Origin of the sequence: Aureimonas sp. Leaf324 (assembly GCF_001423245.1) — a bacterium.
Classification (GTDB): domain Bacteria; phylum Pseudomonadota; class Alphaproteobacteria; order Rhizobiales; family Rhizobiaceae; genus Aureimonas.
The window spans coordinates 75,084-99,386 of the sequence record NZ_LMOH01000005.1 but is presented as its reverse complement, the minus strand read 5'-3'; the positions used below and the strand labels follow the sequence as shown (position 1 = coordinate 99,386).

General features: G+C 69.8%; 25 protein-coding genes and 1 pseudogene. 14 read left to right on the top strand and 12 right to left on the bottom strand.

Annotation, left to right across the window (positions count from 1 at the left end):
- Positions 1 to 388 (top strand): annotated as a pseudogene (locus ASF65_RS05535) (methyl-accepting chemotaxis protein); the annotation flags it as partial.
- A gap of 233 nt (positions 389 to 621) precedes the next feature.
- Here ASF65_RS05535 and ybaK read toward each other — a convergent pair.
- Positions 622 to 1,113 (bottom strand): Cys-tRNA(Pro) deacylase, encoded by a 492-nt coding sequence (ybaK, locus tag ASF65_RS05530; protein WP_055886346.1) that lies wholly within the window; start codon positions 1,111 to 1,113, stop codon positions 622 to 624.
- Between the two features lie 502 nt (positions 1,114 to 1,615).
- Between ybaK and ASF65_RS05525 the strand changes: the two genes are divergently transcribed.
- Positions 1,616 to 2,311: an aspartate/glutamate racemase family protein gene (locus ASF65_RS05525; RefSeq protein WP_055886343.1), complete on the top strand. Its 696-nt coding sequence runs from the start codon at positions 1,616 to 1,618 to the stop codon at positions 2,309 to 2,311.
- Between the two features lie 359 nt (positions 2,312 to 2,670).
- On the opposite strand, the gene ASF65_RS05520 is transcribed toward ASF65_RS05525, so the two are convergent.
- Positions 2,671 to 3,132, bottom strand: a complete 462-nt coding sequence (locus tag ASF65_RS05520) for a DedA family protein (protein ID WP_200940002.1) — start codon at positions 3,130 to 3,132, stop codon at positions 2,671 to 2,673.
- Between the two features lie 507 nt (positions 3,133 to 3,639).
- Between ASF65_RS05520 and ASF65_RS05515 the strand changes: the two genes are divergently transcribed.
- On the top strand, positions 3,640 to 5,130 hold the full coding sequence (locus ASF65_RS05515; protein ID WP_055886340.1) for an MDR family MFS transporter: 1,491 nt from the start codon (positions 3,640 to 3,642) through the stop codon (positions 5,128 to 5,130).
- A gap of 19 nt (positions 5,131 to 5,149) precedes the next feature.
- Here the strand turns inward: ASF65_RS05515 and pcaQ are convergent, their stop codons facing one another.
- A complete protein-coding gene (gene pcaQ, locus ASF65_RS05510) occupies positions 5,150 to 6,070 on the bottom strand; it encodes a pca operon transcription factor PcaQ (protein ID WP_055886366.1) in 921 nt (306 codons plus the stop codon).
- Positions 6,071 to 6,161: 91 nt separating this feature from the next.
- Here pcaQ and pcaD point away from each other — a divergent pair, with 91 nt between their 5' ends.
- Genes pcaD through ASF65_RS05475 form a run of 7 tightly spaced genes read left to right on the top strand, consistent with a single transcriptional unit; the run spans position 6,162 to position 12,326 of the window.
- Positions 6,162 to 7,334, top strand: a complete 1,173-nt coding sequence (gene pcaD / locus ASF65_RS05505) for a 3-oxoadipate enol-lactonase (protein WP_055886339.1) — start codon at positions 6,162 to 6,164, stop codon at positions 7,332 to 7,334.
- The gene (gene pcaH, locus ASF65_RS05500; protein WP_055886336.1) at positions 7,331 to 8,053 is read left to right on the top strand and encodes a protocatechuate 3,4-dioxygenase subunit beta; all 723 of its coding nucleotides are present in this window, start codon (positions 7,331 to 7,333) and stop codon (positions 8,051 to 8,053) included. The genes pcaD and pcaH overlap by 4 nt, the downstream gene beginning before the upstream one ends.
- Positions 8,053 to 8,679: a protocatechuate 3,4-dioxygenase subunit alpha gene (gene pcaG / locus ASF65_RS05495; RefSeq protein WP_055886333.1), complete on the top strand. Its 627-nt coding sequence runs from the start codon at positions 8,053 to 8,055 to the stop codon at positions 8,677 to 8,679. The genes pcaH and pcaG overlap by 1 nt, the downstream gene beginning before the upstream one ends.
- A gap of 6 nt (positions 8,680 to 8,685) precedes the next feature.
- Positions 8,686 to 9,420, top strand: coding sequence for a 3-oxoacid CoA-transferase subunit A (locus ASF65_RS05490; protein ID WP_055886331.1), 735 nt, complete (start codon positions 8,686 to 8,688; stop codon positions 9,418 to 9,420).
- Positions 9,417 to 10,088 (top strand): 3-oxoacid CoA-transferase subunit B, encoded by a 672-nt coding sequence (locus ASF65_RS05485; protein ID WP_055886327.1) that lies wholly within the window; start codon positions 9,417 to 9,419, stop codon positions 10,086 to 10,088. Before ASF65_RS05490 ends, ASF65_RS05485 begins: the two co-directional genes overlap by 4 nt.
- Before the next feature lie 2 nt (positions 10,089 to 10,090).
- The gene (pcaF, locus tag ASF65_RS05480) at positions 10,091 to 11,293 is read left to right on the top strand and encodes a 3-oxoadipyl-CoA thiolase (RefSeq protein ID WP_055886324.1); all 1,203 of its coding nucleotides are present in this window, start codon (positions 10,091 to 10,093) and stop codon (positions 11,291 to 11,293) included.
- Between the two features lie 4 nt (positions 11,294 to 11,297).
- A complete protein-coding gene (locus ASF65_RS05475) occupies positions 11,298 to 12,326 on the top strand; it encodes a 3-carboxy-cis,cis-muconate cycloisomerase (protein ID WP_055886321.1) in 1,029 nt (342 codons plus the stop codon).
- A gap of 28 nt (positions 12,327 to 12,354) precedes the next feature.
- On the opposite strand, the gene ASF65_RS05470 is transcribed toward ASF65_RS05475, so the two are convergent.
- Genes ASF65_RS05470 through ASF65_RS05450 form a run of 5 tightly spaced genes read right to left on the bottom strand, consistent with a single transcriptional unit; the run spans position 12,355 to position 17,297 of the window.
- Positions 12,355 to 14,247 carry a sugar phosphate isomerase/epimerase and 4-hydroxyphenylpyruvate domain-containing protein gene (locus ASF65_RS05470; RefSeq protein ID WP_055886318.1) on the bottom strand — a complete coding sequence of 631 codons (1,893 nt, stop codon included), beginning with the start codon at positions 14,245 to 14,247 and terminating at the stop codon, positions 12,355 to 12,357.
- A gap of 57 nt (positions 14,248 to 14,304) precedes the next feature.
- On the bottom strand, positions 14,305 to 15,057 hold the full coding sequence (locus tag ASF65_RS05465) for an amino acid ABC transporter ATP-binding protein (protein ID WP_090964765.1): 753 nt from the start codon (positions 15,055 to 15,057) through the stop codon (positions 14,305 to 14,307).
- A 54-nt stretch (positions 15,058 to 15,111) separates the two neighbouring features.
- Positions 15,112 to 15,933, bottom strand: a complete 822-nt coding sequence (locus tag ASF65_RS05460) for a transporter substrate-binding domain-containing protein (protein WP_055886315.1) — start codon at positions 15,931 to 15,933, stop codon at positions 15,112 to 15,114.
- Positions 15,934 to 15,962: 29 nt separating this feature from the next.
- The gene (locus ASF65_RS05455) at positions 15,963 to 16,619 is read right to left on the bottom strand and encodes an amino acid ABC transporter permease (protein WP_055886313.1); all 657 of its coding nucleotides are present in this window, start codon (positions 16,617 to 16,619) and stop codon (positions 15,963 to 15,965) included.
- 9 nt (positions 16,620 to 16,628) lie between these two features.
- Positions 16,629 to 17,297, bottom strand: coding sequence for an amino acid ABC transporter permease (locus tag ASF65_RS05450; protein WP_055886310.1), 669 nt, complete (start codon positions 17,295 to 17,297; stop codon positions 16,629 to 16,631).
- 149 nt (positions 17,298 to 17,446) lie between these two features.
- On the opposite strand from ASF65_RS05450, the gene ASF65_RS05445 reads away from it, so the two are divergent.
- Positions 17,447 to 18,361, top strand: a complete 915-nt coding sequence (locus tag ASF65_RS05445; protein ID WP_082505196.1) for a LysR family transcriptional regulator — start codon at positions 17,447 to 17,449, stop codon at positions 18,359 to 18,361.
- Between the two features lie 11 nt (positions 18,362 to 18,372).
- Here the strand turns inward: ASF65_RS05445 and ASF65_RS05440 are convergent, their stop codons facing one another.
- From ASF65_RS05440 to ASF65_RS05425, 4 genes are read right to left on the bottom strand one after another with little or no spacing between them, the layout of a single operon-like run.
- A complete protein-coding gene (locus tag ASF65_RS05440) occupies positions 18,373 to 19,053 on the bottom strand; it encodes a transporter substrate-binding domain-containing protein (RefSeq protein WP_055886307.1) in 681 nt (226 codons plus the stop codon).
- A complete protein-coding gene (hpaI, locus tag ASF65_RS05435; protein WP_055886304.1) occupies positions 19,050 to 19,823 on the bottom strand; it encodes a 4-hydroxy-2-oxoheptanedioate aldolase in 774 nt (257 codons plus the stop codon). The genes ASF65_RS05440 and hpaI overlap by 4 nt, the downstream gene beginning before the upstream one ends.
- Positions 19,820 to 20,602, bottom strand: a complete 783-nt coding sequence (hpaH, locus tag ASF65_RS05430) for a 2-oxo-hept-4-ene-1,7-dioate hydratase (protein WP_055886302.1) — start codon at positions 20,600 to 20,602, stop codon at positions 19,820 to 19,822. The genes hpaI and hpaH overlap by 4 nt, the downstream gene beginning before the upstream one ends.
- Positions 20,603 to 20,612: 10 nt before the next feature.
- Positions 20,613 to 21,506 carry a dioxygenase gene (locus tag ASF65_RS05425; RefSeq protein ID WP_055886299.1) on the bottom strand — a complete coding sequence of 298 codons (894 nt, stop codon included), beginning with the start codon at positions 21,504 to 21,506 and terminating at the stop codon, positions 20,613 to 20,615.
- 263 nt (positions 21,507 to 21,769) lie between these two features.
- Between ASF65_RS05425 and ASF65_RS05420 the strand changes: the two genes are divergently transcribed.
- The 3 genes from ASF65_RS05420 to ASF65_RS05410 all read left to right on the top strand — a co-directional run bounded on the left by ASF65_RS05420 (position 21,770) and on the right by ASF65_RS05410 (position 24,283).
- The gene (locus ASF65_RS05420; protein WP_156369180.1) at positions 21,770 to 22,525 is read left to right on the top strand and encodes a GntR family transcriptional regulator; all 756 of its coding nucleotides are present in this window, start codon (positions 21,770 to 21,772) and stop codon (positions 22,523 to 22,525) included.
- The gene (locus ASF65_RS05415) at positions 22,522 to 23,340 is read left to right on the top strand and encodes a TIM barrel protein (RefSeq protein ID WP_055886297.1); all 819 of its coding nucleotides are present in this window, start codon (positions 22,522 to 22,524) and stop codon (positions 23,338 to 23,340) included. The genes ASF65_RS05420 and ASF65_RS05415 overlap by 4 nt, the downstream gene beginning before the upstream one ends.
- Before the next feature lie 103 nt (positions 23,341 to 23,443).
- The gene (locus ASF65_RS05410; RefSeq protein ID WP_055886296.1) at positions 23,444 to 24,283 is read left to right on the top strand and encodes a transporter substrate-binding domain-containing protein; all 840 of its coding nucleotides are present in this window, start codon (positions 23,444 to 23,446) and stop codon (positions 24,281 to 24,283) included.
- The last annotated feature ends 20 nt before the right edge of the window (positions 24,284 to 24,303 follow it).

Below are 24,303 nucleotides of genomic sequence, written 5' to 3'. Positions count from 1 at the left end.
GATGGCGGACGCGGCACGCGAGCAGGCGGTGGCGCTTCGCGAGGTGTCGGTGGCGGCCGACCAGATGGACAAGGTCACGCAGCAGAACGCTGCGATGGTCGAGGAAACGACGGCGGCGGCGCAGGCGCTGTCGGGCGAGACGGAGGGGCTGGCGGGTCTGGTGTCGGGCTTTGCGACGGGGGCGGGGCACCGTGCGACGGCAGCGCCGACCGCCGCGCCCGCACGCATCGCGGCCGCCCATGCCGCAGCGCCCCGGCGCGCGGCAGCGGCCCCGATGCGGCCGATTCAGCCCGCCCCGTCCCGTCCGGTCGCGCAGATGCGCACGGCGGGCCACGGCGGTGCGGCGCCGAAAGCTGCCGCCGTCGAAGAGGGCTGGGAGGAGTTCTGAGCGATCCCGCCGGAGCGACGATCGGACTGACCCTTCTGCCGCCGCGTTTCCGAGAGGGGGCGCGGCGGTCTTGCGTTGGATGGGCGCGGCGCGTCGACCCCTTGGATCAGGGATGGCCTTTGCCGCCGTGCGCGCCGACCGCCGTGCCGGTCGAGAAGCTGGTGCCGTCCTCGGCCAGCGCCCCGTAGAGCGGCGCGAGTTCGGCCGGCTGTCCGGCGCGCCCGAGCGGCGTTTCAGGATCCGCCGCTCCTCTCGGCGACGAGGGGCGCCGCGACCGCGCCGAGGAGATCGCCGAGCATCGCGGGAGCCAACTCGATCTGGAGGCCCCGCCGGCCTCCGTTGACGAACACCCGGTCGTGCCGGAGCGACTGCTCCTCGATCACCACCGGGACCCGCCGCTTCTGGCCGAACGGGCTGATGCCCCCGACGACGTAGCCCGTCATCCGCTCGGCATCGCCCGGCGGCATCATCTGCGCCGCCTTGCCCGCCATCGCGGCCGCCAGACGCTTCATCGAGACTTCGCGGTCGGACGGCACCACGACGCAGACCGGCTTGCCGTCGACCGTCGCCATCAGCGTCTTCAGCAGGCGCTCGGGCGGCACGCCGAGCGCGTCCGCCGCCTGCAGGCCGATGTGCTGCGCCTTGGGGTCGTAGGCGTACTCGCGCGTGGTGAAGCTCGCCCCGGCCGCCTTCAGCGCCTGCGTCGCTCTCGTCGAACTCGACATGGACGGTCCTCCTGTTCGGTGCCGCAGGTCGCGGATGCCGCGGCCCGAAGCCGGGACGGTGCGCCAGATCCTCGACCCGGACCCAGTTCGAGGGTTGGCGCCCGGCTTCTCCCGCTAGCCATCGCCATGGCGGAGCGCAACCGCGGAACGCCCCACGGCCGGTCCGCCCGTCGGCCGCGGCCGGCCGCCGTCATGACGCTCGAAGGTTCGACAGGTCGAAAACCAGGGATCTGCCGAGACCATCGTGCGGCCTTGCGATCCGGCGCTCGAGCTCGTTCACGGCGCCGCTCGTTCGAGCCGGGGTGCCCAAGGACGGGGTCGGGGCAGGTCGCTCAGTGCGAACCTGCGCCCGACCGAGCCCGAGGCATCGTCGCGAACCGTCCGGACGTGCCGGCGACCGGCGGTCGGCCGATCCTGGACGTGCCGACCGTGCCTGTGTCAGACGACGGATCCCGAGGATCGCGGCGGTCGCCAGGCAGTCGGGCCAGTGAAGGATGCCCGGATGCGCATGATCGGTCTCATCGGCGGCATGAGCTGGGAAAGCTCGGCCGAATACTACCGGATCCTGAACCAGGGCGTCCGGGATCGCGTGGGGCCGACGGCGTCGGCCCGCTGCCTCCTCTGGTCGTTCGACTTCTCCGAGATCGAACGCCTGCAGCATGCGGGCGACTGGCCGGGGCTCGGCCAGCGAATGGTCGAGGCGGCGCAGAGGCTCGAGGCGGCAGGAGCTGACCTCCTTCTGATCTGCACCAATACGATGCACCGCCTGGCGCCAGCGGTCGAAGCCGCCGTCGGGATCCCGCTTCTCCAAATCGCCGACCCGACCGGCCGCAGCATCCGGGCCGCCGGCCTGTCGCGGGTGGGTCTGCTCGGCACCGCCTTCACGATGGAGCACGAGTTCTACAAGGGACGGCTGGCGGACCGGCACGGGCTCGACGTTCTCGTGCCCGACGACGGCGACCGCGCCGCCGTCCATCGCATCATCTACGAGGAGCTCGTGGCGGGGCGGGTGCTGCCGCCGTCACGCGAGGTCTATCGGGCCGTGATCGGCGATCTCGTGGCGCGCGGCGCCGAGGCGATCATCCTCGGATGCACCGAGATCATGCTGCTGATCGGTCCCGACGACAGTCCCGTGCCGGTCTTCGACACGACGACGCTTCACGCCGAGGCCGCCGTCGCCGCAGCCCTCGGCGACTGAGGTCTGCCCGGGCATCGTCCCGTCCCTCGGACCGCGGACCTTCGCATGTCGCCGGTCTCGCCGACGCCGTGCCGCAGCCGCAGGGGCCTCGGATGCGGCGCCGGTCGAGGACCGCGCGGACAGTTTTCCCGTCTCATGCGTCTCGTCGTGCCCGCAGGTCGGGCCGGACCTCGGGGGCACGAGCGAAGGGTTCACAACCCGTCCGGCAACCACTTGCGGCGGGTCCAGAAGGCGAGCGCGCCGACGAGAAGGAGCGCGCCCGCCGCGCCGACGAGAAGGCGATGGTTCGAGCGGAGCGTGCCGAAGACACTCTCGATGGCGTTGCCGAACCAGTAGCCGGCCGAGACGAAGACGAGGGCTTAGGTCGCGGCGGCCGCGGCGTTGATCAGGACGAACCGCGCGGTGGAAAGCTGCGTCGTGCCGATCGCGATCGGGCTCACCGTCCGGAAGCCGTAGACGAACCGGAAGCCGAACGTGAAGAGGACCGGCCGTCGCTCGAACGCCGTCAGCGCCTTGGCGAAGAACGGGCGGGCGCTGATGTGCCGCACGAGGCGGGAGCCACGGAAGTAACGCCCGCAGGCGAACCAGATCTGGTCGGCGACGAAGGAGCCGAGCGCCACGGCCAGGACGACGGGCCAGAAGCCGAGCGTTCCCGCATGCGCGATGACGCCGGCGAGGATCGCGACGGTCTCGCCCTCGAGGCCGGCTCCGAGAAAGATGGCAGGCAGGCCGTACTCGGCAATCAGGGTCTCGATCGGACTGGTCCTCGGCGCGGTGCGAACGTCATGGCCGGTTCCCCGCCGCTGAGGCCCCCGGCGCATCGATGCCGCCGTCTCGGCGCCCGCGCCCGGCGATCGATGCCCACGACCATATAGGCGAGGGACATCGAAAAGGAGGCCGGATGCGTGCCGGTCGGGACGGCGCGGTCATCGGGGGCGAAGGGCTGGAGCCGACGTGCCGGGGCCGATGGCGAGACGACCGTCAGGCCGACGGGGCACGATCCGGCCGGTGCCCGTTGTCGTGCCTGACCCCGCTCCGGGACCAGCGAATCCCGCCGCGTCGTGGCCATCCCTCCGCGAGCGGCGCCGCGCGGTCCCGCGCCTGCAGGGCGAGGCTCCCGATCGGCTCCGGGCCGGCTCGCCCGACAGCCTGCCCGGTCCCGTCCCGCCGCCGCGCACGGTGCATCATCGCGGCCAACATTGTGAACGGCGGTGGGCTGGCCAAACCCCGCCTGGAACCGTATGTCGCCCTTGCGATTCCCATCGAAGGTGTCACGCCGTCCGGCGGCCCGGCTTGTCGCCGCCCGTGAAGCGTTCGTTTCGATTTCCATGTCCGTTCCATCGTCCAGCATCGACTTCGCCGTTGCCGCGCCCGTCCGGCGCAACTTCCGCACCATCGCCCTCATCGTCGCCAGCGCCATGTTCATGGAGCAGCTCGACGCCACGATCCTCGCGACCGCCCTGCCGACGATGGCGCGCGATTTCGGCGTCGGCGCGCCGTCGATGAGCATCGCACTGACGTCATACCTGATCAGCCTCGCCGTCTTCATTCCTGTCAGCGGGGCGGTGGCCGATCGCTGGGGCTCGCGCACCGTGTTCCGGGCCGCCATCGGCGTCTTCGTCGTCGGCTCTATCCTCTGCGCGCTGGCGCCCTCGCTCGGCTTCCTCGTCGCCGCACGTCTTCTTCAGGGGCTCGGAGGCGCGATGATGATGCCGGTCGGGCGGCTCGTGCTCCTGCGCTCGGTGGAGCGGCGCGATCTCGTCTCGGCCATGTCGTGGCTGCTCGTGCCCGCCCTCATCGGTCCGATCCTCGGCCCGCCGGTCGGCGGCTTCATCGTCACCTATGCGGACTGGCGCTGGATCTTCTACATCAACGTGCCGGTCGGTCTCCTCGGGATGGTGCTCGTCAGCCTCTTCATCGACGAGACCAAGGGCGAGCGCGCCGGGCCGTTCGACGGCGTCGGCATGGTCCTTTCGGGCGTCTCGCTCGGCTCGCTCCTCTTTGGCTTCGAGACCGCGAGCCGCGAGGGCGAGGGGATGCTGGCGCTCACGCTCGTCGCGGTCGGCCTCGTGACGGGCGCGGTGTACCTCGGTCATGCCCGGCGTCATGCCGCGCCGATCCTCGATCCCGCGCTGATGCGCGTGCCGTCCTTCGGCACCTCGGTGATCGCGGGATCGCTGACCCGGATCACGCAAGGCGCGCAGCCCTTCCTCCTGCCGCTGATGATGCAGCTCGGCTTCGGGCTTTCGGCGGCGACGAGCGGCCTCGTCACGATCGCCACCGCGATCGGCTCCCTGATGATGAAGGCGCTGGCGCCCCGGCTGCTGCGTCGCTTCGGCTTTCGGCAGGCGCTGGTCGTCAACGGCATCCTCGCTGCGCTCCTCTACGGCCTCTGCGCCTTCTTCCGCCCGGACTGGCCGCTGCCCGTCATCTTCGGCGTCCTCGCCTGCTGCGGGTTCTCGATGTCGTTCCAGTTCACCGCCTACAATACGGTGGCCTACGACCGGATCTCGCCGGCGCAGATGAGTTCGGCGACGAGCTTCTACACGACGTTCCAGCAGCTGATGCTGTCGCTCGGCATCTGCGTGGCGGCCCTCTCGTTGCACGGCTCGATGAGCGTGCAGGGGCACGCCGCGCCGGAGCTCTCCGACTTCTCGCTCGCCTTCGCGGTGGTGGTCGCGGTCTCGCTTCTGGCGACGATCTGGAACCTGCGCTTTGCCGCCGACGCCGGCCGCGAGATCAGCGGCCACGGCCGTGTGGTCGATGGCGTCAAACGACCCGCTGCCGCGGCGAGCGAGGCGCTCGAGCACATCCGATAATCGCAGGCCACCCGGCCGGTCAGCCGCGACGGATCTCGGCCGCGACGTTGCGGAGTTCCTGGAGGAGGATCGCGGCGGCGGGGGAGGGCGTGTCGCCGGCGCGCATCGTGATGCCGACGGGGCCTTGCGTGCGCGACGTGTCCACGCTGAGCCGATCGAGGACGCCGCGCTGGAGGTCTTCGAGGACGACGCCCTCGGAAATCAGCCAGATCGCGTCGGTTGCGAGGATATAGGCGCGCGAGAAGGCGAGCGACACGGTCTCGACCACGCGGGGCGGCGCCGGAAGGTTCGCGGCGGCAAAGAGCCGGTCGACGGTCGGGCGGATCACCGAGCCCGGCGGCGGCAGGAGCACATCGAAGGGCAGCACCGTCTCGGGCCGCAGCGTGCGTCCGGCGAGCGGATGCCCGGCACGCACGGCGAAGACGATCAGTTCCGAATAGAGATGTTCGAAGACGAGGCCCGTCATCGTCTCCGGCTCGCCCATGCGCCCGATGACGATGTCGAGCGCACCCTCGCGCAGCTGCGCCGTGAGATAGGCCGTCGGGCCGGTGACGATGCGCGGTCTGGCGCCGAGATCGTGGGCGAGATAGCGGCGGATCGCCGCCGGCAGGAGCCGGGCGGAGACGGTGGGAAGCGCCCCGATGCGAACGGGCAGTGCGCTCGGCGAGGTCGCGTCGCCGACCTCCTCCAGCCCCCGGCGCAGGGCCGAGAGACTGGTTTCGGCATGGCGCAGGAATATCTCGCCATAGGGTGAGAGCAGGGGCTTGCCCCGCTCTCGCGCGAGCAACGGGGCGCCGAGGATCGCCTCCAGTTCCTTGATCGCCTTCGAGACAGCCGGCTGCGTGATCGCCAGCTCGTCCGCCGCACGCCCGACGCTGCCCTGCCGCGCCACGGCGACGAAGGTTCGAAGATGGCGCAGACGCAGGGCGGACGACAGCATCGGCATAACCTCGCAGTTATCATCGAGGCACCAATCCTCATTTCACATGACGGTTCAAGTGGCCTAAACCCGAGGACGGGAGGACGGGCGCATGGCATTCGTAACCGCGAACGGCATCGAGATGCATTACCGCGTCGAAGGACGGACGGGCGTGCCGCGCCTCGTCTTCCTCAATTCGCTGGGCTCGGACCTGCGGATCTGGGCCGAGGTCGTCGAACATCTGCACGACCGCTTCGAGATCCTTCTGGTCGACAAGCGCGGCCACGGTCTCAGCGAGGCGACGCCCGCGCCGTACTCCATCCCGATTCTCGCCGACGACCTGACGGCGCTTCTGGATGCGCTTGGCTGGGCGAGAGTTTCCGTCGTCGGCCTGTCGATCGGCGGCCTCATCGCCCAGCACGTCGCGATCCATGCGCCGGAGCGTGTCGAAAGCCTCGTCCTGATGGACACGGCCGCCCGGATCGGCGACGCGCCGGCGTGGAACGAGCGCATCGCCACGGTGACGGACGCCGGCGTCGCAGCCATTAGCGAGGCCGTCGCCGCCCGCTGGTTCTCCGACGGGTTCGCCGCCGCGCATCCCGCCCGCTTCGCCGCTTGGCGCGCCATGCTGGAGGGCACGCCATGCGAGGGCTATGCGGGTGCCTGCGCGGCCGTGCGCGACGCGGACTATCGCGGCGATGCGGCGCGCATCGGGGCGCCCGTCCTCGCGCTCGCCGGCGATGCCGACAAGGCGACCCCGCCCGATCTCGTGAAGGCGACGGCCGACCTCATTCCCGGTGCGCGCTTCGCGCTCGTTGTGGGCGCGGGTCACCTGCCGTGCCTCGAGAGGCCGGCGGAGGTCGCCGCGCTGATCGCGGGGCATGTCACGCAAAGCGGCGAAGCCGCGAGCCGGTTCGACGCCGGGATGGCGGTGCGCCGCGAGGTGCTCGGCGGCGCCCATGTCGAGCGCGCCACGCAAGCGATCACGCCCTTCGACGCGCCGTTCCAGCGCTTCATCACCGAAGGGGCCTGGGGTTCGGTCTGGTCGCGCCCGCATTTCACGCGGCGCGAACGCTCGATCGTCACCATCGCGCTTCTGGCCGCGCTCGGCCAGGACGAGGAATTCGGCCTCCACGTGCGCGCCACCGCCAACACCGGCGCGTCCGGCGAGGACATCACCGAGGCACTGATGCACGTCGCGGTCTACGCCGGCGTGCCGGCGGCCAACCACGCCATCAAGATCGCCAAGACGATCCTGGCCGAGCGGGAGGACACGGTTCGATGAGCGGTTCCTATTTCCAGCGCGACCGCGACTGGCACCCGCCGGCCCTGACGCCGTCCTACAAGACCTCGATCCTGCGCTCGCCCCGGCAGGCGCTCCTGTCGCTGCCGACCAGCCACTCGGAGGAGACCGGGCCGGTGTTCGGCCACGACATCCTCGGCCCGCTCGACAACGACCTGATCCGCAACTTCGCCAAGGACGGCGCCGAGGCGATCGGCCAGCGGATCGTGGTCTATGGCCGGGTGCTGGACGAGGCCGGGCGCCCCGTGCGCGGCGCCCTCCTCGAGGTCTGGCAGGCCAATGCCGGCGGGCGCTACCGCCACAAGAAGGAGAGCTATCTCGCCGCGCTCGACCCGAACTTCGGCGGATGCGGCCGGGCGATCACCGACGAGGAGGGCCGCTACTCGTTCCGAACGGTGAAGCCGGGCGCCTACCCCTGGCCGAACGGCGTCAACGACTGGCGTCCCGCCCACATCCACTTCTCGGTCTTCGGCCACGCCTTCGCGCAGCGCCTCATCACCCAGATGTATTTCGAGGGCGACCCGATGATCTGGCAGTGCCCGATCGTGCGGACCATTCCGGACGCGGCTGCCATCGAACAACTCGTCGCGGCTCTCGACCGCCACGCCACGATCCCGATGGACAGCCTCGCCTACAAGTTCGACATCGTGCTGCGCGGACGCCGCTCGACGATGTTCGAGAACCGCATGGAGGGCAACTGATGGTCCAGCGGCTCGACTACCTGAAAGAGAGCCCGTCGCAGACCGCCGGGCCCTATGTCCATATCGGCACCAATCCGAACTGGGTGGAGATCACGGGTGTCTGGCGGGACGACCTCGGGCTCGTGCTCGCCGGCCCCGAGACGAAGGGCGAGCGGGTGATCCTGGAAGGCCGCGTCCTCGACGGAGCGGGCAATCCCGTGCGCGATGCGCTGATCGAGATCTGGCAGGCGGACGCCGACGGGCTCCACAACGCGCCGGCCGAGACGCGCGGCGCCGCGGATCCCGCCTTTGCCGGCTGGGGCCGTCAGCCCGTGTCGGAGGCGGACGGCACGTTCCGCTTCGAGACGATCCGCCCGGGGCGGGTGCCCTGGCCGGACGGTCGGCTCCAGGCGCCGCACGTCACGGTCTGGATCGTCGCGCGCGGCATCAACCTCGGCCTGCACACGCGGCTCTACTTCGGAGACGAGCAGCAAGCCAACGCGGCCGACCCCCTCCTCAACCGCATTCCCGAGCCCGCGCGGCGCGCGACGCTGGTCGCGCCCCGCACGAGCCGCGACGGGCTTCCCGTCTTCACCTTCGACATCCGCCTCCAGGGCGAGGCCGAAACCGTCTTTCTGGATATGTGACGCACGATGGACAAGACCCTTCCCAATCTGGCCGAGGCCGTGTCCGGCATCGCGGACGGCGCGGTGGTGATGATCGGCGGTTTCGGTGGCTCCGGCGCGCCGATCGAGCTGATCCATGCGCTGATCGACCGGTTCCTCGCCACGGGCTCGCCGAAGAACCTGACGGTGGTCAACAACAATGCCGGCAACGGCCATGTCGGGCTGGCGGCGCTCATCGAGCAAGGCATGGTCGCCAAGCTCATCTGCTCCTTCCCGCGCTCGGCCGACCCCCGCGTCTTTACCGAGCGGTATCTCGCCGGCCAGATCGAGCTGGAGCTCGTGCCGCAGGGCACGCTCGCCGAGCGCATCCGGGCCGGGGGAGCGGGCATTCCGGCCTTCTACACGCCGACGAGCTACGGCACGGATCTGGCTTTGGGAAAGCCCGTCGAGGCGTTCGACGGCCGCCCTTACGTGCGCGAGCTGTGGCTGAAGGCGGATGTCGCCCTCATCAAGGCGCATCGCGGCGACCGTCTCGGCAACCTCGTGTTCAACAAGGCGGCGCGCAACTTCAATCCGCTGATGGCGATGGCCGCCGCGATGACGATCGCGCAGGTCAGCGAGATCGTCGAACCCGGCACGATCGATCCCGAGAGCGTCGTGACGCCCGGCATCTTCGTGCAGGGCGTGGTCGAGGTTGCCGACCCCGCGCAGGAAGAAGACCTCAACCGCTCGAACGCGGTCTACCCGGAGCGGGCCGCATGAGCGCCAAGCTTTCCTCCACCCAGATCGCCTGGCGCGCCGCGCAGGACATCGCCGACGGGGCCTACGTGAATCTCGGCATCGGCTTCCCGGAGATGGTGGCGAAGTTCCAGCCGCCCGGCCGCGAGGCGATCTTCCACACCGAAAACGGCATCCTCGGCTTCGGCGAGGCGCCGAAGGCCGGCAAGGAGGACTGGGATCTCATCAACGCCGGCAAGAAGGCCGTGACCCTTAAGCCTGGCACCGCCTTCTTCCACCATGCGGACTCCTTCGCCATGGTACGCGGCGGGCACTTGGACGTCGCGATCCTCGGCGCCTACGAGGTGGCCGAGACGGGGGACCTTGCCAACTGGTCGACGGGGCCGAAGGGCGTGCCGGCCGTCGGTGGGGCGATGGACCTCGTGCATGGTGCCAAACGCGTCGCGGTCATCACCGAGCACGTGACCAAGGACGGCAAGCCGAAGCTCGTGAAGCGCTGCTCGCTGCCGCTGACGGGCGTCGGGTGCGTCACCCGCGTCTACACGAGCCTTGCCGTCATCGACATCGAGGGCGGGCGCTTCGTGCTGCGCGAGAAGTTGCCGTCGCTCTCGGTCGACGAACTCCAGGCGATGACGGGCGCCGAGCTCGTGGTGCCGGACACCGTCGCCGATCTTTCCGTCCCGGAGCTTTGAGCATGAGCGACGCCTTCATCTGCGCCTATGTCCGCACCCCGATCGGCCGCTTCGGCGGGGCGTTGTCGTCCGTGCGGGCCGACGATCTCGGCGCCGTGCCCCTCAGAGCGCTGATGGAGCGCTATCCGTCCGTCGACTTTGCCGCCATCGACGAGGTGATCTTCGGCTGCGCCAATCAGGCGGGCGAGGACAACCGCAACGTCGCGCGCATGTCGCTGCTGCTCGCGGGCTTGCCGGAGACCGTGCCCGGCACGACGATGAACCGTCTTTGCGGCTCCGGCATGGACGCGGTGATCACGGCCGCGCGCGCCATCAAGGCGGGCGAGGCGGAGCTGATGATCGCGGGCGGCGTGGAATCCATGTCCCGCGCGCCCTTCGTCATGCCGAAGGCGGAAACGGCCTTCTCGCGCCACGCGGAAATCCACGACACCACGATCGGCTGGCGCTTCGTCAATCCGTTGATGAAGCAGCAATACGGCGTCGATTCCATGCCCGAGACCGGCGAGAACGTTGCCGAGGACTTTCACGTGTCGCGCGAGGACCAGGACGCCTTTGCGGTCCGCTCGCAGAACAAGGCGGCCGCGGCGCAAGGCAACGGGCGTCTGGCCCGCGAGATCGTCCCCGTCACGATCCCCCAGCGAAAGGGCGATCCGACGGTGGTGGACACCGACGAGCATCCGCGCGCGACGACGATCGAAGCGCTGGCGAAGCTCCCGACCCCGTTCCGCAAGGGCGGCACGGTGACGGCGGGCAACGCGTCGGGCGTCAACGACGGGGCGGCGGCGCTGATCGTGGCATCGGAGGCGGCGGCGAAGCGCCATGGCCTCACCCCCATCGCCCGTATTCTCGGTGGTGCGACGGCGGGCGTGGCGCCTCGCATCATGGGCTTCGGTCCCGCACCAGCCTCGAAGAAGCTGATGGCGCGGCTCGGCCTCTCCCAGACCGATTTCGACGTGATCGAACTGAACGAGGCCTTTGCCTCCCAGGGACTCGCGACGCTGCGCGATCTCGGGATCGCCGACGACGACGCGCGGGTGAATCCGAACGGCGGGGCGATCGCGCTCGGCCATCCGCTCGGCATGTCGGGCGCGCGCATTGCCGGCACCGCGGCGCTGGAGCTGCAGCTCACCGGCGGCCGGCGGGCGCTCGCCACCATGTGCATCGGCGTCGGTCAGGGCATCGCCGTGGCACTGGAACGGGTCTGACCGCTTGGCGCCCCTCCTCGATGCCCTGACCGGCGACCCCGAGATCGCCGCCTTGTTCTTGCCGGACGCCGAGATCGCGGCCCTCCTGCGGGTGGAGGCGGCGCTCGCGCGGGCGCAGGGTGCGCTCGGCGCGATCGAGCCGGCCGACGCGGCGCGCATCGAGGCGGCGGTGGCAGACTTCGAGCCGGACGAGCCGGCGCTGCGGCAGGGCCTCGCGCGCGACGGCGTCGTCGTCCCCGAGCTCGTGCGACAGCTGCGGGAAGCGGCCGGCGAGGCTGGCCCCCATGTCCACGTCGGGGCGACCAGCCAGGACATCATCGATACCGGCCTGATGCTGCGCCTCCGCACCGTCCTCGCGGTTCTCGCGACCCGATTGGACGCGGTGCTCGCCGAGATCGCGCGGCTCGACGCGGAGGAGGGCGGGCGGACCCTGATGGCGCAGACGCGGATGCAGGCCGCGCTCCCCTTCACCGCCGCCGACAAGCTGGCGACCTGGGCGCGCCCGCTGCAAGCGCACCGCGAGCGCCTGCGCGACCTCGCCCACGCCCTTCCGATCCAGCTTGGCGGCCCCGTCGGCAACGGCGCGAGCTTCGGCGCCTCGTATGAGCGCCTGCGCGCGGACATCGCGCGGCACCTCGATCTCCGCGACGCCGCCCCCTGGCACTCCGACCGCACGCCGATCCTCGACGTCGCCCAAGGGCTGGCGCTCGTGACGGGCACGCTCGGCAAGATCGGCCAGGATCTGGCGCTTCTCGCGCAGAACGAGGTCGGGGCGGTGAAGCTGTCCGGGGGCGGGGGCTCGTCGGCCATGGCGCACAAGCAGAACCCGGTCGGCGCCGAGGTGCTCGTCGCGCTCGCCCGGTTCAATGCGGGGCTTCTCGGCACGCTGTCCCAGTCCATGGTCCACGAGAACGAGCGCTCGGGCGCCGCCTGGACCTTGGAATGGCTGGTGCTGCCGCAGATGGCCGAGGCCACCGGCCGCGCCCTGACCGGGGCCGCCGACCTCCTGCGCGGCGCGCGCTTCGCGGACTGAACCCGCCGCGCTCGACCAGGGCCGCGCGTCAGATCGCCGGCAGGCCCGCCGGCTTCAACCGGGCCTGCGTCGCCAGCCGGATCGGAGCGTTCGCCGCCCCGAGCCCGCGATAGCCGCGGCGCTCGACGATCTCGATGAAGAAGCCGCCTTCCAGCGCGCCGAGATAGACCTGGAAATACTCGCCCGCCTCGTCGCGGTCGTAGAGAATGCCGTTCTCGCGCATGGCGTCGAGAACCTGCGGCTCCAGATCGAACTTGGCGTCGAGATCGTCGTGATAGTTCCGCGGGATGGGCAGGAGGGAGACGCGGTTCGCCCGCAGCGCCCCGACGGTGCGGAAGATGTCCGCGGTCCGGAAGGCGACGTGCTGGACGCCCGGCCCGACGAACTGCGACACGAAGCGCGACGACTGCGTGCGGTTCGACTGCGAACCGTTGAGGACGATCCGAAGGCTCGCGTCCTCGTTCTCCAGCACCTGGCTGAGGACGAGCCCGCCAGGGTCCGGCACCTCCAGCGGGGGCAGGGGGCGGAGGTCGAAGATCGACCGGTAGAAGAGGGTCCAGGACAGGATGTCCTCGTAGCGCGCGGTCTGGGCGATGTGGTCGACCGTCTCGAGCCCCGCGCCCGGATGGTCGTGCCAGCCGGGCCCGAGGTCGAAGTCCACCTCCCATTGCCGGCCGAGGGCGTCGTCCTGCGGAACGAGGTAGAGGAGGCTGCCGCCGAGACCCCGGAGCGCCGGCAGTTCCAACTCTCCCGGCCCGACGGGCTGGCGGAAGGTCGTCGCGATCAACCCTTCGGCGCGCCTCAGCGCGGCATCCGCATCCTCCATCCGAAGGCCGAGCGCGGCGACGTTGGTGCCGTGGACGATGTAGGAGGAGTGAGCGAAGCCTTCGGTATCGGTGTTGACGGCAACGCGCAGATCCCCTTGCACGAAGAGCTCGACGTCCTTGGAGCGATGCCGGCCGGCATGGCGGAAGCCGATCGACGTCAGGAGCTGCGACAGCGCGACGGCCGAGGCGTTGTCGGTCGCGAACTCGATGAAGGACACGCCGCGGGTGCGCGCGGGCGGCGGCAGCGGGTTCGGTTCGGACGGTCCCTTGACCGCGCGCCCTTCGGCCTTCAGCCGGTCCATCATGTAGATCAGCGAGCGGCGACCATCGACAGCCGTCTGGCGCGCCGAGCCGGCGCGGAACTGGTCGTTGAAGATCTCGAGCGAGTAGTAGCCGTCGTAGCCCGTCGCCTCGACGGCGGCCATGAAGTCGGCGACGGGCAGTTCCCCCTGGCCGGGCATGTTGCGGTAGTGCCGGCTCCACGAGAGGAGGTCGAGATCGAGCTTCGGCGCGTCGGCCATCTGGACGATGAAGATCTTGTCGCGCGGGATCGAGCGGATCGAGGCCGGATCGATGCCACGCGACAGGGTGTGGAAGCTGTCGAGGATCAGGCCGACCTCGTTGTGGTCCGCCCGGCGCACGATTTCCCACGCATCGCGATGGTCGTTGACGAAGCGGCCCCAGGCCAGCGCCTCGTAGCCGATGCGCACGCCGTGTTCGCTCGCGATGTCGCCGAGCGCACGAAGGTCCTCGGCCGCCCGGTCGATGCCGCCCTGCGCCAGCGGCGAGACGTTGGAGCAGATCAGGATGAGGTCGGCGCCGAGCTCGTTCATCGTCTCGAACTTGCGCCGCGCCCGCTCGAAGGCCCGTCCGCGTTGGGGCTCGGGCAGGCCCTCGAAGTCCCGGAAGGGCTGGAACAGCGAGATCTCGAGGCCGGCGTCGCGCACCATCTGCCCGACGTCGCGCGGTCCCTGGTCGAAGGCGAGGAAGTCGTTCTCGAAGATCTCGACCGCGCCGAAGCCCGCCTGCGAGATGGCGGCGAGCTTTTCCGACAGGTCGCCGGACAGGGAGACGGTGGCGATCGAGGTCTTCATCGGGATGGCCCTTGAACGGGGACGGGCGCGCCCGTCGCTGGCGCGTCGTGGCTGTGCCTAGTGGTGGAGAATCTCGCCGAGGAAGGCGCGGGCGCGCTCGTGGCGCGGGGCCTGGAAGAAGGCCTCCGGTGTGTTCTCTTCGATGATCTCGCCGTCCGCCATGAAGATCACGCGATCGGCGACCTGCCGGGCGAAACCCATCTCGTGTGTGACGCAGATCATGGTCATGCCGTCGCGCGCGAGGCCCACCATCGTGTCGAGGACTTCCTTGACCATCTCCGGATCGAGCGCCGAGGTCGGCTCGTCGAAGAGCATGGCGATCGGCTCCATGCAGAGCGCGCGGGCGATGGCCACGCGCTGCTGCTGGCCGCCGGACAGCTGGGCGGGATACTTGTCCGCCTGGTTGCCGATGCGGACCCGCTCGAGGAAGCGGCGGGCGGTGGCCTCCGCTTCCTCGCGCTTCACGCCGCGCACGCGCATCGGTGCCAGCATGCAGTTCTCCAGAACCGTCATGTGCGGGAAGAGGTTGAACTGCTGGAACACCATGCCGACCTCGCGGCGCACGATGTCGATCGACTTCTGCCCGTCGCTGAGCTCGGTGCCGTCCACCACGATCCGGCCCGACTTGATCGGCTCCAGGTGGTTGATGCAGCGGATCAGCGTCGACTTGCCGGAGCCCGAGGGCCCGCAGAGGACGATCTTCTCGCCGCGTTGCACCGTCAGGTTCACGTTCTTCAGGGCGTGGAAGGAGCCGTAGTACTTCTCCACGTTGTCCATGCGGATCAGGATGTCGGCGCTGGTGGCGGTCATCGTTGGCTCCCGGGCCCTGCGGGAGCCCGTCCGGGCGCCCGCGCGAGGGTTGCGTTACTGGCTGACGGTGAAGCTGACGCCGTCGATCGTCGCCGGCAGGTCGGTGGTGGGCACCTGAAGCCACTCGGCATGGGAGGCATTGTAGCCCTCGCTGCCGATGTAGCTCTTCAGGAAGCCGTTGAGCGCCGTGTTCCAGTCGCTTTCGCCGAGACGCGTGGCGACGCCCTGATAGAGCTGGCCGATCTTGAACTTGTTCTCGTAGGTGCCGGCCGAGGCCTTCTCCAGACGCTGGATATAGAACTGGTTGGACCCGACGGCCTGGACCTGGCCCGACAGGAGGGCCTGGATGTTGGCCGCGTCGTCGTCGAAGCGGCGGATGTCGGCCGACGGCGCCTCCTTGGTGAGGATCGTGTCCATCGGCGCCGAGCGCGGCACGCCGACGCTGACGCCCGAAAGCGCCGCCGCATCGGGCAGGTCGGCCGTCTTGGCGGCGGTCACGTAGAGCGTGTTGGCGGCATAAGGGGGGCTGAACTGCACGGATTTGGCGCGCTCGGCGGTGATGCCGACCGAGGCGATCAGCATGTCCACCCGGTTGGCGGTGAGCGCCGGGATGCGGTTGGCGACGGCGAGCGGCACGAACTCGGCTTCGAGCCCCAGGCTTTTGGCAAAGGCGCGGCCGACCGCGGCGTCGAAGCCCTGCGCCTCGCCCGTCGTCGAGAGGCAGCCCCAGGGGCAGTTGTCGGCCTGGATGCCGATGCGCACCTTGCCGGCCGCCTTCGCCTCGTCGAGCGTCATGGCGCCGGCGGGCAGGGCGGCCCCGATCAGGGCGATGGCGGCGACGGCAAGGCCGAGCGTGCGGGTGATCGGACGGTTCATCGGGTTCCTCCTCCTTTGTTGGTCTTGTGTCAGCGTGCGGCCTGCGCGAGCCGGCGTTCCATGCGGCTGCCCCAGAGCGACAGGGGCCAGCACAGCAGGAAGTAGAAGATGCCGACGATCCCGAAGACCAGAAGCGGCTGGAAGGTCTGGTTGGAGACGATCTGCCCGGCGCGCGACAGTTCGATGAAGCCGACGATCGCGGCGAGCGACGTGCCCTTGAGAAGCTGCACCAGAAAGCCGATCGTGGCGGGCAGCGACAGGCGGAAGGCCTGCGGCATGATGATGTCGCGCATCAGGCTCGGATATTTCAGGCCGAGCGCATGGGCCGCCTCGCTCTGGCCGAGCGGCACGGCCTCGATCGCGCCGCGCCAGATCTCGCCGAGAAACGCCGAGGCATGCGCCGTCAGCGCCACGGCGACCGCAAGCCAGGGGTCGACGTCGAGGCCGAAAAGCGGCAGGCCGAAGAACACGACGAAGAGCTGCATCAGGAGCGGGGTGCCCTGGAACACCACGATCCAGGCCTTGGCCGGCCAGCGGAGGAGGCGGCGCCGGGAGACGCGGGCGAGCGCCACGACGAGGCCGAAAAGGATGCCGCCGACGAAGCCGAAGCCGGTGAGGATCAGCGTCCAGCCGAGGCCGCGCATGAGGAAGTAGAGTTCCGGAAGGCCGACATTGCTCGTTCCCATGCCCCGGCCTCACTTCGTCGGATAGTTGAAGGACAGGCGCGCGATGGCCGCCAGCGCGGTCATCAGCAGCCAGGACAGGACGAGGTAGATGCCCGTGATCGTGAAGTAGACCTCGAAGGACCGGAACGTGTCGCCGTCGATGCGCTGGGCGACGCTGGTCAGCTCGAAAGCCGAGATCGAGGTCGCGATCGAGGTCATCAGGGTCAGGAGCACGAACTGGCTGGCGAGCGAGGGGAAGATCGCGCGAAGGGCCGGCTTCAGGATGATGAGCCGGAAGATGTCGGCGCGCGTCAGGCCGAGCGCGAAGCCCGCCTCGCTCTGGCCCTTGGGAATGCTCTCGACGCCGCCGCGGATGATCTCGATCGCGTAGGCGCCGCCGTTGAGGCCGAGCGCGAGGATCGCCGTCGTCGTCGGGTCGAGGCGCACGCCGGCGAGCGGCAGCGCGAAGAAGATGAAGAAGATCTGCACCAGGAACGGCGTGTTGCGCACCAGTTCCACGAAGGCGATCACCAGCGCGGCTCCGATCCGCGAGTCGGATCGCCGGACGGCGACGCCCGCGACCCCGATGATCATCGCGAGGATCATGCCGCAGAGCGCCAGCCACAGGGTGCCGAGCGTACCCCAGGCAAGCTCCGGCCAACGCGCCAGGATGGCGCCGAAGTCGAGTTCGACGTTCAAGCCAGTCCTCCCATCCAGCCGTTTCCCGACCTCTCCCGGACGGCCTTTTCTTTAGCCATCGCAAGCGGCGGTCGAGCCGTCAAATACCGATTTCGCGAGTGGCGGAACATGATGTTAATCTGCCCGCCGTTCGGGACGGGAGAACGTGCGTGACCAAGCCCCTCACGCTGCGCCAGATCGAGGTGATCCGCGCCGTCATGGTCGCGGGAACGATCCAGGGCGCCGCCAAGCTCATGGGCGTCTCGGCGCCCGGCGTCAGCCGGCTCCTGAAGTACACGGAGGACACGGTCGGCATCCGGCTGTTCGAGCGCAAGGGCGGCGTGTTCCTGCCGGCCTCCGAGGCGCGGATGATCTTCGCCGTGGTGGAGCAGGTCCACCGAGAGGTCGGCAACCTCAACGAGGCCGTGGCGATGCTGCGCCGGGGCGACGGCTCGGTCCTCAGCTTCGCCTCGGCCCCGTCGATCGCGCAGTTCATCGCCGCGCGCGTGATCCGCTCGCTGCGCCAGAGTTTTCCGCATCTCGGCATCGACCTCAACGTCCTGAAGATCGAGGAGACGGCCGACTACCTCTTGCTGGAGCGCGGCGAATTCGTCGTCATGAGTTCGCCGAGCACCAATCCCGCTCTCGTCTCGCGCCCATTGGCAAAAGGGCGCCTCGTGGTGATCGTGCCGGAGGGGCACCCCCTGGCCGGCCGGGAGGCCATCTCGATCCACGAACTCGCCCGCGAGGCGGTGATCGGCGTCGATCCGCAGGATCCCTACGGCGCGGTGCTGTCGCGCCCCTTCGTCGACGCCGGTTTGACCCCGCAATTCTCGATGCGCGGCCGCTTCGCCCAGACCGTCGTGTCGCTGGTGCGCCACGGTCTCGGGGTCGCTCTCATCGACGAGTTCTCCGTGGCCGAGGTCTACATGCCCGGCCTCGTGCAGCGCCCGCTCGTCGAGCCGAGCACCATCGTGCCCTATGTCCTGATGAAGCGCGGGCGGGTCCTGTCGAGCTTTGCCGAGGATGCGATCGAGCGCTTCCGGGCCGAACTGGTCGCGGCTTCGGGCGTGGCCGCCTCGTGAGGGGTGCGCAGTCACCGGACGACGGCCGATCTGCCGGCGCCCGCGAACCACGCCTCCAGCGCGGCCTCAGCGTGCGGCCTGCCGAGCGGGAGGGCCAGCGCCTGGGGAATGCGCAGGACGTCGTCGTCCATCAGGCGTACCTTCGGGTTGTCGCGCGCGAAAGCCTGCAGCGTCGAGCGGATGCCCGCCACGAAATGGCAGTCGCGGCCGAGCATGGCCGCGCGCGCCGCCTTCGGGCTGTCGAAGGCGACGAGTTCGCCATGCGTGAACGCCTGTTCGAGATGCGCCGTGTAGGCCGCGCCCCTGACCACCGCGATCCGAACGCCTTCGGCGTCTGCATCCCCGCAGCGCGCGATCGACGCGGGGCCGAGCGTCGCCAGCGTCGCATCCACGGTGGCGAAGGCCGGCAGGAAATGAATCCGGTCGAGACGCGAGGGCTCGACGGCGAGGATCGCGGCGTCCCAGGCCGCCATATCATTGAGGATCGCACCGCCCGACGCGAAGGGCACGATCTCGACCGCGATGCGCCAGTCGGCCTCGAGCCGGCGGGCGAGATCGATCGCCTTGCCCTCGAAGGCGCCGGGACTGCGCTCCGACGCCATCTCGGCATTGGCGACGTTCACGGCGAGCCGCAGCCGGCCCTCGCCCATGAGTTCGCGCCGCGCCGCTTCGGACAGGCCCGGCTCGCTCACGCCGCGAACTCGCGGGCGAGGGCCTCCGTCTGCCGGGCGAGGAGGCCGATATCGACGCCGACCGCCGTGAAGCTCGTGCCGAGCGCGATGCAGCGCTTGGCGAAGGTCTTGTCGGGCGTCAGGATGCCGGCCGGCTTGCCGACGGCGCGGATGCGGGCGATCGCGTCCTCCACGGCCGCGACGACGTCCGCGTGTCCGGCCTGGCCGACATGGCCGAGGCTGGCGGCGAGATCCGCGGGCCCGATGAAGACGCCGTCGACGCCCTCGACGGCGGCGATCTCCTCGAGCCGATCCAGCGCCTCGCGCGTCTCGACCTGCACGAGGAGGCAGAGCTCGCGCTCGGCGTCTCGCGCATAGTCGGGCACCCGTCCGAAGCGGGTGGCGCGCGTGAGGGCGGAGACGCCGCGGATGCCGCGCGGCGGATAGCGCATCGCCGCCACCGCCGCGCGGGCCTCGTCGGCCGACTGCACGTAGGGAATCAGCAGCGTCTGCGCCCCGATGTCGAGAAAGCGCTTGATGAGAACGGGATCGTTCACCGCAGGTCGCACGACGGGCGACACGTCGTAGGCGCCAAGCGCCTGAAGCTGCGGCAGGACGGTGAGGACGTCGCCCGGCGAATGCTCGGTGTCGAGGAGGATCCAGTCGAAGCCGGCGCCGGCGAGCGCCTCCGTCACGAAGGCGTCGGGGATCGCCGACCAGAGGCCGATCTGCGACCGGCCCTCCGCGAGCCCGGCCTTGAAGGCGTTGCGGGGCAGCGTGAACGGGGTCATGTGAAAGACACGCCGATCGCGCCGCACGGGCCGTAGTCGGCGTGGATCACGTCGCCGGGCGCGATGTCCACCGGCCGCGTGAACGATCCGCCGAGCACGATCTGGCCCTTCTTCAGGCCCGCGCCGACCGCGGCCAGCTTGTTGACGAGCCAGGCGATGCCGGCCGCCGGATGGCCCATGATCGCGGCCGAGACGCCCGATTCCTCGATGATGCCGTTCTTCGACAAGGTCGCGCCGATCCAGCGCACGTCGACGTCGAAGGGGCGGAACACCCGGCCGCCGACGACGATCGCCCCGAAGGCGGCGTTGTCGGCGATCGTGTCGGTGATCGCGCGCGGCACCTCGGTGCGATAGTCGATGATCTCGAGCGCCGGCACGACATATTCGGTCGCCCGCATCACGTCGTGGATGCGCGTGCCCGGCCCCTCGAGGTCCTCGCCCATGACGAAGGCGAGTTCGACCTCGAGACGCGGCTTGATGAAGCGGGTCGCTGGGATCTGCGCGCCGTCGTTGAAGAGCGCGTCGTCGAGGATGCGGCCGTAGTCGGGCTCGGTCATCTTCGAGGCCATCTGCATGGCGCGCGAGGTCAGGCCGATCTTGTGGCCGGCCAGCCGCGCGCCGCGTGCGATGCGCTCGTCGGCCCACAGGTCCTGGATGCGGTAGGCGTCCTCGATCTCCATCTCTGGATAGGTGCGGCTCAGCTGCACCACGGGGATGCGGGTCTCCTCGGCGCGCAGGATGGAGGCGGCGGCCTCGCGGCGTTGGTCGTCGGTCAGCATCGTCTGGTCCTCAACTGATGGGCGGGCGCGGCAGCACGGCCTCGCCGGGTTCCATGACGTAGGTGTAGTCGAGCTGCACCCAGGGGCCTGCGAGATCGGGGCGGTCGGGATGGGGCTCGGCGTGCTCCACGAAGTCGCCGGTCAGCGCCCTGGTGACGCCGAACTGCACGTCGCTGTCGATCCACGGGCAGGACGGGTCGAAGACCTGGCTGATCAGCGTCTTGTAGCCCGGCTTGAAGATCAGCGCGTGGAGATGCGCGGGGCGATAGGGGTGGCGGTCCTGCGCCTTGAGAAGCCGTCCCACCACGCCGTCGGTCGGGATGGGATAGCCGACCATGCGCACCGACCAGAACGAGAAGCCGCCGTCCCGGTCGGTGGTGAACTTGCCGCGCAGGTTCATTTCGGCCTGCTCGGGATCCTGGTTCTCGTAGAGGCCGACCGGCGAGGCGTGCCAGACGTCGACCTCGGCGCCGGCGATCGGGCGGCCCTCGGCGTCCTCGACGCGGGCGGTGACGAAGAGCGGCGTGCCCGGCGTGTCCGAGCGGATGATCGAGCCGCCGTTCGGCACGCGCGGCGAGTTGAGCCGCCAGAAGGGGCCGAGCAAGGACTGCGAGGTCTCGGTCTGGCCGCCGTCCCCGTTGTTGAGGAGGCAGACCAGCGTCGAGACGCCGAGCGAACCCGACATGAGGACGAACTCGTTGTGCGTGTCGCTGGCGAGCGCGCCGATCTCGTTGAGGATGGCGGTCGCCTCGCGGAACTCGGGCTCCGTCAGGCGGACGTCGCGAACGAACGCGTGGAGATGGGCGACGAGGGACGTCAGGATCTCCCGCAGCCGCGGGTCCTGCGTGCGCGCCATGACGCGAAGAACCGCGGGCGTGACGTCCTCTTCGGTGCGAATGAGCATGACCGGGCCTCCATCCCTTGCCTGCAGGACTGAAGGATCATCGATTATTCGTCAAGCCCCACAGGTTAGCGACGATACACTGGAAGATGATGATGGACGACGAGGCGTTGGGAACTCGACCTGCAATGCAAGGGTTCGGATTGCGTTCGGTTTCCTCTTACGCACGACCGACCGCTCGACCAAGGTTCCTGCCGTCATGCCGTTGACAAGAATAATCGTTTTTCGTAGCCATCGTCGATAGCGTTTAGGCCCAGGACGGGATGTTGGCGACTTTGTCGATCGATCGGGAAGACGGCGTGGGCCAGGCCGCCGGGGACGGGCGGACCCAGGCGGCCGTTCGCCCGCTCGAGGACGACGGCAAGAACACGATCGCCAGCCAGCTCGTGCACCGGCTGCGCGAGGCCATCGTCTCCGGCCAGCTCGAGGCGGGCGCCAAGATCAACCTCGACCGCGCGCGCCAGAACTTCAACGTCAGCCTCAGCCCGTTGCGCGAGGCACTGGCGCGTCTTATCGCCGACGGCCTCGTCGAGTTCGAGGACAATCGCGGCTACCGGGTGACCGCGCTGTCGCTCGCCAATCTCGAGGAGATCACCAGCCTTCGCGTCGAGATGGAGACCTTCGCGCTGCGCGAGGCGATGCGGGTCGGCGACGTGGAATGGGAGGGCAACGTCATGCGCTCGCTGCATCGCCTCAACCGGGCCGAGCGCGATCCCGCGCGACCCGAAACGCTCGAGAACTGGGAGGCCGCCCATCGCGACTTCCATCTCACCCTCATCTCGGGGTGCCGGATGCCGCTCCTTCTCAACTTCTGCGGCATTCTCTTGAATCTCAACGACCGCTACCGCCGGGCCTTCCTGACGCGCACTTCGGGCGACCGGAACGTGGCGGCCGAGCACAGCGAGATCGGACAGGGAGCGGTCGCGCGGGATGTCGACTACGCCTGCGCCAAGCTCGGCGACCATATCCGGCGCACGGGCGCCAATCTCGTGCGCCATCTGGCGGAAAAGGGGATCGCATGACCGGTCCGGCTGTCCCGCTCGGCGTCGCGCATTTCTCGGCGATCTCCCTGGCCCCGGTCGATTTCGTCCGGGCCGCCGCCGCCGCCGGTTTTCAGCGGGTGGGCCTGCGCCTCCATCCGGCCTTTCCCGGCGCGCCGTTCTACGAACTCCCCACGGGAAGCCCGGCCGCGCGCGACGTGCGCGCCGCCCTCGACGACCACGGCGTCGCGCTGCACGACATCGAGTTCGTGGTCCTCTCGCCCGACTTTCGGCCGGACACCCTGACCGCGATGCTCGAAGGCGCGGCGGCGCTGGGCGCCCGGCGCCTCAGCGTGTGCGGCGACGACCCGGAGGAGGGTCGTCTCATCCAGACGTTCGGGGCGTTGTGCGATCTGTGCGCTGGGGTCGGCATGAGCGTCGATCTGGAGAACATGGGCTGGCGGTCCGTCGCGACGTTCGACGCCGCCCTGCGCGTCGTCGAGGCGTCGGGCCGCGCGAATGCCGGCGTTCTCGTCGATGCTCTGCATCTCTTCCGCAACGGGGGCCGGGCGGAGGACGTGGCGAGGGCGCCCGTGGGCCGCATCGCCGCGCTGCAGCTCTGCGACGTGCAAGGGGCGGCGCCGACGCAGGCCGACGCCATGGTCGCCGAGGCGCGCGGCGGGCGCTTCGCGCCGGGCGAGGGCGAACTGCCGCTCGCCGATCTCGTCGCCGCCGCGCCTGCGGACGCCGCGATCTCCGTCGAGGTTCCGATTGCCGATGGTCGGGACGTTGCCGATCATCTCGCGAATCTGGCACGCTGCGCCAGACGGGTGGTGGACGGGAATCGCGAACCCTAGACATCGCACATCGCGCGCAAGCCGGCCGGGAGGGCGGGGCTTGCGGAACGTCATCGCCGCCGCTGCGCGGCGACCCCATCGACAACACAAGGGAGGATACACAATGATCGGAATTCTTGCAGGCGGACGCGCGCTCGCGCGCCGGGCCGCCGTGGCGACGCTGGCCCTGGCCGCCGTGTTCGGTGCCGTCGATGCCCATGCGGCGTCGCTGGAAGAGGCCAAGGCGCGCGGGCGCATCATCGTCGGCATCCAGGGCGACAACCAGCCTTGGGGCTTCGTCAACTCCAGCGGCCAGCAGGACGGCTTCGACGCCGACATCGCCCGGCTCTTCGCCAAGGAGCTCGGCGTCGAGGTGGAGTTCACCCCGCTCGCCGTCTCCAACCGCATCCCGGCGCTGACGACCGGCAAGGTCGACGTCCTCTTCGCCACGATGGCGATGACCGAGGAGCGGGCGAAGGCGATCCAGTATTCCAAGCCCTATGCCGGCAACGTCATCTCGCTCTACGGCCCGAAGGACAAGACCATCGCCAAGGCCGAGGACGCGACGGGCATCTCCATCGGCGTGCCGCGCTCCAGCGCGCAGGACAAGGCCGCCACCGACATGATGGGCACGGTCGCGACCATCCGGCGCTTCGACGACGACGCGGCCTCGATCCAGGCGCTCCTGTCGGGGCAGGTCGATGCGGTCGGCGGCAACCAGTTCTATCTGCAGCGTCTCGACGCCGCCGCCCCCGGCAAGTACGAGCGCAAGATCGACTTCCTGACCGTCTACAACGGCGCGGGCACCCGCCAGGGCGAGAAGGACTGGAACGAGGCGATCAACGCCTTCATCGACAAGATCAAGGCCAACGGCGAGCACGCCGCGGTCTACGCCAAGTGGATGAAGGTTCCGGTTCCGGAGTTCCCGGCTTCGATTCCGAACATCCCGTTCACGGTGCAGTAACCGGCGATCGAGCGAGGGCG

Excerpts from the sequence above, each read along its gene's own strand:
- ybaK (WP_055886346.1), bottom strand. The coding sequence starts at position 1,113 with ATGTCGAGTTCGACGAGAGCGACGCAGGCGCTGAAGGCGGCCGGGGCG.
- ASF65_RS05525 (WP_055886343.1), top strand. The coding sequence starts at position 1,616 with ATGCGCATGATCGGTCTCATCGGCGGCATGAGCTGGGAAAGCTCGGCC.
- ASF65_RS05520 (WP_200940002.1), bottom strand. The coding sequence starts at position 3,132 with ATGCGCCGGGGGCCTCAGCGGCGGGGAACCGGCCATGACGTTCGCACC.
- ASF65_RS05515 (WP_055886340.1), top strand. The coding sequence starts at position 3,640 with ATGTCCGTTCCATCGTCCAGCATCGACTTCGCCGTTGCCGCGCCCGTC.
- pcaQ (WP_055886366.1), bottom strand. The coding sequence starts at position 6,070 with ATGCTGTCGTCCGCCCTGCGTCTGCGCCATCTTCGAACCTTCGTCGCC.
- pcaD (WP_055886339.1), top strand. The coding sequence starts at position 6,162 with ATGGCATTCGTAACCGCGAACGGCATCGAGATGCATTACCGCGTCGAA.
- pcaH (WP_055886336.1), top strand. The coding sequence starts at position 7,331 with ATGAGCGGTTCCTATTTCCAGCGCGACCGCGACTGGCACCCGCCGGCC.
- pcaG (WP_055886333.1), top strand. The coding sequence starts at position 8,053 with ATGGTCCAGCGGCTCGACTACCTGAAAGAGAGCCCGTCGCAGACCGCC.
- ASF65_RS05490 (WP_055886331.1), top strand. The coding sequence starts at position 8,686 with ATGGACAAGACCCTTCCCAATCTGGCCGAGGCCGTGTCCGGCATCGCG.
- ASF65_RS05485 (WP_055886327.1), top strand. The coding sequence starts at position 9,417 with ATGAGCGCCAAGCTTTCCTCCACCCAGATCGCCTGGCGCGCCGCGCAG.
- pcaF (WP_055886324.1), top strand. The coding sequence starts at position 10,091 with ATGAGCGACGCCTTCATCTGCGCCTATGTCCGCACCCCGATCGGCCGC.
- ASF65_RS05470 (WP_055886318.1), bottom strand. The coding sequence starts at position 14,247 with ATGAAGACCTCGATCGCCACCGTCTCCCTGTCCGGCGACCTGTCGGAA.
- ASF65_RS05465 (WP_090964765.1), bottom strand. The coding sequence starts at position 15,057 with ATGACCGCCACCAGCGCCGACATCCTGATCCGCATGGACAACGTGGAG.
- ASF65_RS05460 (WP_055886315.1), bottom strand. The coding sequence starts at position 15,933 with ATGAACCGTCCGATCACCCGCACGCTCGGCCTTGCCGTCGCCGCCATC.
- ASF65_RS05455 (WP_055886313.1), bottom strand. The coding sequence starts at position 16,619 with ATGGGAACGAGCAATGTCGGCCTTCCGGAACTCTACTTCCTCATGCGC.
- hpaI (WP_055886304.1), bottom strand. The coding sequence starts at position 19,823 with ATGACCCCGTTCACGCTGCCCCGCAACGCCTTCAAGGCCGGGCTCGCG.
- hpaH (WP_055886302.1), bottom strand. The coding sequence starts at position 20,602 with ATGCTGACCGACGACCAACGCCGCGAGGCCGCCGCCTCCATCCTGCGC.
- ASF65_RS05425 (WP_055886299.1), bottom strand. The coding sequence starts at position 21,506 with ATGCTCATTCGCACCGAAGAGGACGTCACGCCCGCGGTTCTTCGCGTC.
- ASF65_RS05415 (WP_055886297.1), top strand. The coding sequence starts at position 22,522 with ATGACCGGTCCGGCTGTCCCGCTCGGCGTCGCGCATTTCTCGGCGATC.
- ASF65_RS05410 (WP_055886296.1), top strand. The coding sequence starts at position 23,444 with ATGATCGGAATTCTTGCAGGCGGACGCGCGCTCGCGCGCCGGGCCGCC.